General features: G+C 44.1%; 6 protein-coding genes. 4 read left to right on the forward strand and 2 right to left on the reverse strand.

All coding sequences use genetic code 11. From position 1 onward, the window contains the following. Position 1: 1 nt before the first annotated feature. Positions 2-988, forward strand: coding sequence for an acyl transferase (locus tag DDR33_RS15515; protein WP_202913754.1), 987 nt, complete (start codon positions 2-4; stop codon positions 986-988). A 122-nt stretch (positions 989-1,110) separates the two neighbouring features. On the opposite strand, the gene tyrS is transcribed toward DDR33_RS15515, so the two are convergent. Next, positions 1,111-2,394 (reverse strand): tyrosine--tRNA ligase, encoded by a 1,284-nt coding sequence (gene tyrS / locus DDR33_RS15520; protein ID WP_109416716.1) that lies wholly within the window; start codon positions 2,392-2,394, stop codon positions 1,111-1,113. A 119-nt stretch (positions 2,395-2,513) separates the two neighbouring features. On the opposite strand from tyrS, the gene DDR33_RS15525 reads away from it, so the two are divergent. Further along, positions 2,514-3,089, forward strand: a complete 576-nt coding sequence (locus tag DDR33_RS15525) for an NUDIX domain-containing protein (RefSeq protein ID WP_158280765.1) — start codon at positions 2,514-2,516, stop codon at positions 3,087-3,089. A 126-nt stretch (positions 3,090-3,215) separates the two neighbouring features. Next, a complete protein-coding gene (locus tag DDR33_RS15530; RefSeq protein ID WP_109416718.1) occupies positions 3,216-3,905 on the forward strand; it encodes a hypothetical protein in 690 nt (229 codons plus the stop codon). Here DDR33_RS15530 and DDR33_RS15535 read toward each other — a convergent pair. Then, the gene (locus tag DDR33_RS15535) at positions 3,883-4,476 is read right to left on the reverse strand and encodes a YhcH/YjgK/YiaL family protein (RefSeq protein WP_146198782.1); all 594 of its coding nucleotides are present in this window, start codon (positions 4,474-4,476) and stop codon (positions 3,883-3,885) included. The two genes, DDR33_RS15530 and DDR33_RS15535, sit on opposite strands and share 23 nt — an antisense overlap. A gap of 156 nt (positions 4,477-4,632) precedes the next feature. On the opposite strand from DDR33_RS15535, the gene ligA reads away from it, so the two are divergent. Then, complete coding sequence (gene ligA / locus DDR33_RS15540; protein ID WP_109416720.1) at positions 4,633-6,660, forward strand: NAD-dependent DNA ligase LigA; 2,028 nt, start codon at positions 4,633-4,635, stop codon at positions 6,658-6,660. The last annotated feature ends 60 nt before the right edge of the window (positions 6,661-6,720 follow it).

The following is a 6,720-nucleotide window of genomic DNA, read 5'->3' on the forward strand; positions in this document are numbered from 1 at the left end:
CGTGGAAAGCAACATTGTAAAACAACTATTCTCTATTCATTCGGAGCAGACCTTTATTAAACTTGCCCTGGAAACATTCGGGCGGCAGGTGCGTGACAATCCCGTCTATTCGAGCTTTGCAAAGGCATTGAGAGTGGATCCGGACAATGTCACCGATATACATAAAATTCCTTTTCTGCCTGTAGAATTCTTTAAATCACATTCCGTCAGCACTGGTGAATTTATTCCTGAAATAGTTTTTACCAGTTCAGGTACCACCGGAATGAGCCAGAGCAAACACCCGGTAAAAGATCTGGCACTTTACGAAGAGAGCTTTATAAGAGGCTTTGAGCTGTTTTACGGTCCGCTTGCCGGCTATACCATTCTGGCCCTACTTCCTTCTTACCTCGAAAGAGAGGGATCTTCCCTGATCTATATGGTGGATGAACTCATCAGGAGGAGCAACAATCCGGAAAGTGGTTATTTTCTTTACAATCACGATGAACTTTACCAGTCGCTCAACGACCTGAGAGCGAAAAACAGAAAAGTTATCCTGATCGGGGTAACCTATGCCCTTCTGGACTTTGCAGAGAGATATACCATTAATTTTCCCGACCTCATCGTGATGGAAACAGGGGGAATGAAAGGAAAAAGGAAGGAAATGATCAGACCGGAACTGCATGAAACGCTCTGCAACGGTTTCGGAGTGGATTCTATACATTCGGAATATGGAATGACTGAGCTGCTGTCACAAGCCTATTCCAAAGGAAAGGGAATATTCAGCTGTCCTCCCTGGATGAAGATGCTGGTAAGGGATATAAATGATCCGCTGACCTTCCTTGGAAACAACCGGACTGGCGGTATTAATATAATTGACCTGGCAAATCAGGATTCATGTGCCTTTATATCTACACAGGATCTGGGACTCGTTTATCCTGACGGAAGCTTCGAAATATCCGGAAGGTATGATAACAGTGACATCCGCGGATGTAACCTGCTTGTTCAATGACACGGGGTCCCAAAACATAAAAAAGCTGAGCGCTGAGGGGTTAAAAACCTGGACGGAGACAGGATGATGTTTCACTGTCAGCCGTCCTGATTCTAAATTGTCTTTAGGATTTCCCGGCGGGACTAACCGGCTATAAGCAGAAAGTAATTTTTCTTTCCCTTCTGGGCGATAAGATATTCTCCTTTAACCAGCTGATCTGCAGTTACCAGTCCGTTCGGATCGCTTACCTTATTGCGGTTAACCGAAACTCCGCCACCCTGGATCATTTTACGGGCTTCTCCTTTAGAAGGAAACACCTTAGTTTTCTCTGCCAGGAGGTCGGTGACATTTATGCCTTGCTGCAGTTCATCTTTAGAGACTGCAAACCGCTGAACACCTTCAAAAACCTCCAGGATTTCATCATCAGTAAGCTGCTCAAGAAAATCAACGGAACCTGTGCTGAACAAAAACTCTGATGTGCTGATCGCTTTCTGTAAAGCCTCTTCAGAATGTGTCCTTGCAGTGATCTCTTCAGCTAATGCCCTTTGTAAAGCCCTCTGATGAGGCGCTTCCTCATGCTTTGCTTCTATCGCCTCAAGTTCAGCTTTTGTCTTTAAAGAAAAGACCCTGATCCATTCTTTTGCATCACTATCAGAAGTGTTCAGCCAAAACTGGTAAAACTTATAGGGCGAAGTTCTTTTGGCATCGAGCCATACAGCACCGCCTTCCGTCTTGCCAAATTTTGTTCCGTCAGCTTTTTTGATCAGCTTTGTAGTTACAGCGAATGCACTGCCCCCCTCTTTCCTCCTGATTAACTCCGTGCCCGTGACGATATTTCCCCATTGGTCGGAACCGCCCATCTGCACCATACATCCCTTATTTTTCCAAAGCCAGTAGAAATCGTATCCTTGCACCAACTGATAACTGAACTCTGTAAATGACATCCCGGTTTCTCCTTCAAGACGTTTCTTAACAGAATCTTTGGACATCATATAGTTTACCGTGATATGCTTTCCAACATCGCGAATGAAATCGAGGAAATTATAATTTTTAAACCAGTCAAAATTGTTAACCATCTCTGCACTGTTGGCTCCGCATTCAAAGTCAAGAAATTTCTTTAATTGACTTTCGATGCATGCTACATTATGCTTCAGCACATCCTCTGAAAGAAGGTTTCTTTCAGCCGATTTACCAGAGGGGTCTCCTACCATGCCTGTCGCTCCGCCAACAAGCGCAAAGGGCTTATGCCCGGCACGCTGAAAATGGATTAAGGTCATGATCTGCGTAAGATGACCTACGTGAAGTGAGTCAGCTGTCGGGTCAAAACCAATATACCCTGAAACGATGCCCTTATTGAGTTCATCCTCAGTTCCCGGCATTATATCCTGCAGCATGCCTCTCCAGCGTAATTCTTCTATAAAGTTCATGTTCGATAACTATGTGGATTGCAAAGATAAAAATTTTAGGCTCTGTTGACTGGCAGGGAACATACAATTCGGGATAGCTAACAGATAAACAACATGACATGGTTCCTTGTTATGTGGATATGGCAGACGTAAGAATTGTAAACAGGGAGACCCTTTCTGATAAAAAGTACAGACTTGAATCAATTGAAATTGAGAAGACGAGCAGGGGGCAGACCGAGACACAGATCAGGGAAGTTTATTTCCGCCCTTCGGCAGCATCGATCCTCCTTCATGATCCCGAACGTAAGACAGTACTTTTAACACGCCAGTTCCGGCTCCCCGTGCATTTGAGCCATAGAAAACCAGAAATGATTATTGAAGCCTGCGCCGGTGTAATCGACGAGGGAGAACTGCCGGAACATGCTGTTATCCGGGAGGTCGAAGAAGAAACGGGGTATCGTATTTCCGAGATCAGGCAGATTGCAGAAGGTTTCAGCTCGCCGGCTTCTTTCATGGAATATGTGTATTTCTTTACCGGCATTTATTCTCCGGATTTAAAAGTCAATGAAGGTGGGGGAAAAAAAGATGAAGGCGAAGATATCGGCCTGGTTGAATTACCTGCTTCTGAAGCAAGAAAGATGCTGGAAACGGGGCAGATCCGCGATGTAAAAACTATCGTCCTCTTGCAGCATGCTATTATATCAGGAATCATTTAACCGGTCTTCAAAGAACTGAAGAACAACTAAATCCCAGGCCCTGGCATACCAACACGAATCAAAAACCTTCATTTTGCGGTTTAATATCGTTATCTTGAGCCCTTGCGGGATAACAAGGAGTAACGCATGAACTTTCTATCGCATTTCTATTTTGACCGGAGCATCACCAATCCTGAAAGGATTATGGGCATGGTGCTGCCTGACCTTGTGAAGAATGCGAATAAAGAATGGAGCCTGAGACCGGAAAAAAATCCGGAAAAATTCAGTACTGATAAAAATCTGTATCGTATTTATGAAGGCTGGAAACGGCACCTGGAGGTTGACCGCTATTTTCATTCATCCGACTTTTTCTGCCTTCATACCCAAAATATCAAATCACTTATCGGGCCTGTTTTAGTCAACACTGAAGTGCGCCCCTCTTTTGTTGCCCACATAGCACTCGAACTTATGCTCGACAGCATACTGCTTACCGAAGGCATCATAACAACAGAGCGCTTTTATTATTTTTTATCCCGGACAGACAAAAGAGCTCTGGACAAGTTTCTTACACTCAATAAGATCACAGACACGAAACCATTTTTTCTTTTCCTCGACGAGTTTATCAACTCTGCATACCTCAGCAGTTATAAAGATTCCGTCCATATCGTATATGCGCTCGGGAGAATCTGCATGCGCCTCTGGGTAAACCCATTTACGGAAACCCAGAAATTACAGCTTACAGCAGTCCTTGTGCCCTATCTTGAAAGTCTCCGGAATGATTACATGACGATCTTTGACCAGATTGAAAGCAAGCTCAATCCGTATACCGGATCTTAATGACAATCTTCTTTACTTTCTGGTCATCATCGGTCTTAATATTGGGTCTGTGGGCATCTCCTGGGAAAAACAGATAAAAAGTATCATTGCCAGCCAGGTAGTACCTCCCTTCTGCTTCATAATTTGCAACATCTTTTTTGGCGTCGTAAGGAACAGAAACCTTTGCCTTGCTAACCGGTACAATCCCCATTTTTTCATGCCCTTTGCAGGTATATTGCAGATCAATCATCTTACGGTGCGATTCCCATTTCGTCTTTTCAAACTCACGCATGGGACTCACCGTGACATTTACATAAACATCATTTCCATCCAGGATGTATTTTCCCGGGGCAATACTGTCTGTATTTGTCTCCTTAAGGAAAGTAAAAGCTTTATCCCACCAGGCTTTATTTTTTTGATACTGCTTTTCAAATTCGGCACGATCGGTTGTTAAATGAGGACGCTGCTTCATCCCGTTATACCAGCTTCCGCCGGCAAACCATTTGTTCGTTTGTCTTACAGATGAACAGGAACCAAGTAACACAGGAATGAGTAAAAGATATACTCTCCGCTTAAAAAAATTGATTTTCATTTCTATACAGTTTATCGGAACAGAACCAATATGCAGCCTTTCGTCAGCCAGGAAAGCTTTTATGCCTGCACGGTTTCCGGAGGACAATATTAAGAATTATTGAATGGGATATATCGTCGTAAGCTTTCAATTTTGAAAAAACGTATCTTCGTTCCCATGCCGCTTTTTGAGATTAAGGAAAGAATGGATGTGCTGGTTAAAGAATTGAACCAGCACAACTATAATTATTATGTACTGGCTCAGCCAACAATTTCCGACCTTGAGTTTGATCAGAAATTGAGAGAACTTGCAGACCTTGAAAAAGAACATCCTGACTTGCAGGATCCTGATTCACCAACTCAGAAAGTTGGGGGTGAGATAACCAAAACATTCCAGACTGTCAGGCATAAATGGCCAATGCTGTCGCTGGGTAATACCTATAGCGAGCAGGAATTAAGAGAATTTGATGAAAGAATACGGAAATCTATCGGTCCTAATTTCGAATATGTTTGTGAGCTAAAGTTTGACGGACTTTCCATGAGCCTCACCTACGAAGATGGAAAACTCCTGAGAGCTGTTACCCGCGGGGATGGGACACAGGGTGATGATGTGACCTCAAATATTAAAACGATTAAGAGGATCCCTTCCAAACTGCGCGGAACCGGGTTTCCGGATCAGTTTGAAATACGGGGTGAAGTATTTATGCACCGCGCGGCGTTCGAACGCTTAAACAATGAAAGGATCAGCAATAACGAGGTTCCCTATGCTAACCCCCGCAATTTTGCGGCGGGGACTGTTAAGCTGCAGGACTCCTCGGAAGTAGCAAGGCGTCCGCTTGACTGCTTTCTCTACTTTTTGTATACCGATAAAAGGATGTTTAAGACCCATTGGGAGAGCCTTCAGGCTGTTGAGAGCTGGGGATTTCATGTTTGCGAGCATAATAAGCGTTGCAGCAACATTGATGAAGCGCTTGACTTCATCCATTATTGGGGGGAGAAGCGCTTCGATCTGAGCTACGATATTGATGGGATCGTGCTGAAGGTAAATAGTTATGCACAACAGGATGAGCTCGGCTTTACAGCCAAGTCGCCACGCTGGGCAATTGCATATAAATATAAGGCAGAAGAAGCCGAGACCGTTCTTGAAAGTGTCAGTTACCAGGTCGGACGAACCGGAGCGGTCACTCCTGTGGCAAATCTGAAACCTGTGCTTCTTGCCGGTACCACGGTAAAGAGGGCAACATTACATAATGCCAATGAGATTGAGCGGCTCGGCCTGCATGAGGGAGATCATGTGTTCGTGGAAAAGGGCGGCGAAATTATTCCCAAAATAACGTCGGTCAACACTATTAAGCGTCCGCCCAACAGCCCAAAGATCATTTACCCCTCCACCTGTCCCGAATGCGGCAGTGATCTGATCAGGCGGGAAGGAGAAGCAGTTCATTACTGTCCAAACGACGAAGCCTGTCCGCCGCAAATCACCGGAAAGATCCAGCATTTCATAAGCAGAAAAGCGATGAACATCGAAGGCATGGGAGACGAAACAGTTGAAACTCTTTATCGCAAGGGATTGATTGAACACATCAGCGATCTTTACAGGCTGTATGAAAAAACAGATGAATTGGCGCAGATGGAACGATTCGGTGAAAAATCAATTAGTAACATGCTGGAAGGGATTGAAAAATCGAAGCAAATGCCCTTTGAAAAGGTCCTTTTCGGGCTGGGCATCCGATATGTCGGGGAAACAGTCGCCAGGAAGATATCAGCACATTTTAAAAACATCGACAGCCTGATGAATGCGAGTCTTGATGAATTGATAGCAGTAGATGAAATAGGCGGACGAATTGCAGAAAGCCTCATCGCCTACTTTAAAGACGCGAGGCATCTTGAGCAAATAGAAAAATTGAAAGCAGCGGGCTTACAGTTTGAAGCAGAGGAAAAAGAGGTGATACTTTCAAGTTCTGCTCTCACCGGCAAAACATTTATCATCTCGGGTGTTTTCGCAGACTACAGCCGCGACGAACTTGCTGCTATAATTGAATCAAACGGCGGAAAAATATTGAGCAGCATATCAGGAAAGCTGAATTACCTGGTTGCGGGGGAAAATATGGGGCCATCAAAACTAGAAAAAGCAAAAAAACTAAACATTCCCATTATTTCAGATACCGAACTTCTGGAGCTGATTAAAGAGAATGCAGGCAAATAACATTCAAATCGCTTTTAAGTCTCAGATTTTAAGGAAATACATTTAAATTAGCACCTGCTT

It is taken from the genome of Pararcticibacter amylolyticus (assembly GCF_003130405.1).
In the GTDB taxonomy this organism is placed as follows: Bacteria; Bacteroidota; Bacteroidia; order Sphingobacteriales; family Sphingobacteriaceae; genus Arcticibacter; species Arcticibacter amylolyticus.

Bases quoted from the DNA above. Each gene is read 5' to 3' on its own strand.
- tyrS (WP_109416716.1), bottom strand. From the start codon at position 2,394: ATGAACTTTATAGAAGAATTACGCTGGAGAGGCATGCTGCAGGATATA.
- DDR33_RS15525 (WP_158280765.1), top strand. From the start codon at position 2,514: ATGGCAGACGTAAGAATTGTAAACAGGGAGACCCTTTCTGATAAAAAG.
- DDR33_RS15530 (WP_109416718.1), top strand. From the start codon at position 3,216: ATGAACTTTCTATCGCATTTCTATTTTGACCGGAGCATCACCAATCCT.
- DDR33_RS15535 (WP_146198782.1), bottom strand. From the start codon at position 4,476: ATGAAAATCAATTTTTTTAAGCGGAGAGTATATCTTTTACTCATTCCT.
- ligA (WP_109416720.1), top strand. From the start codon at position 4,633: ATGCCGCTTTTTGAGATTAAGGAAAGAATGGATGTGCTGGTTAAAGAA.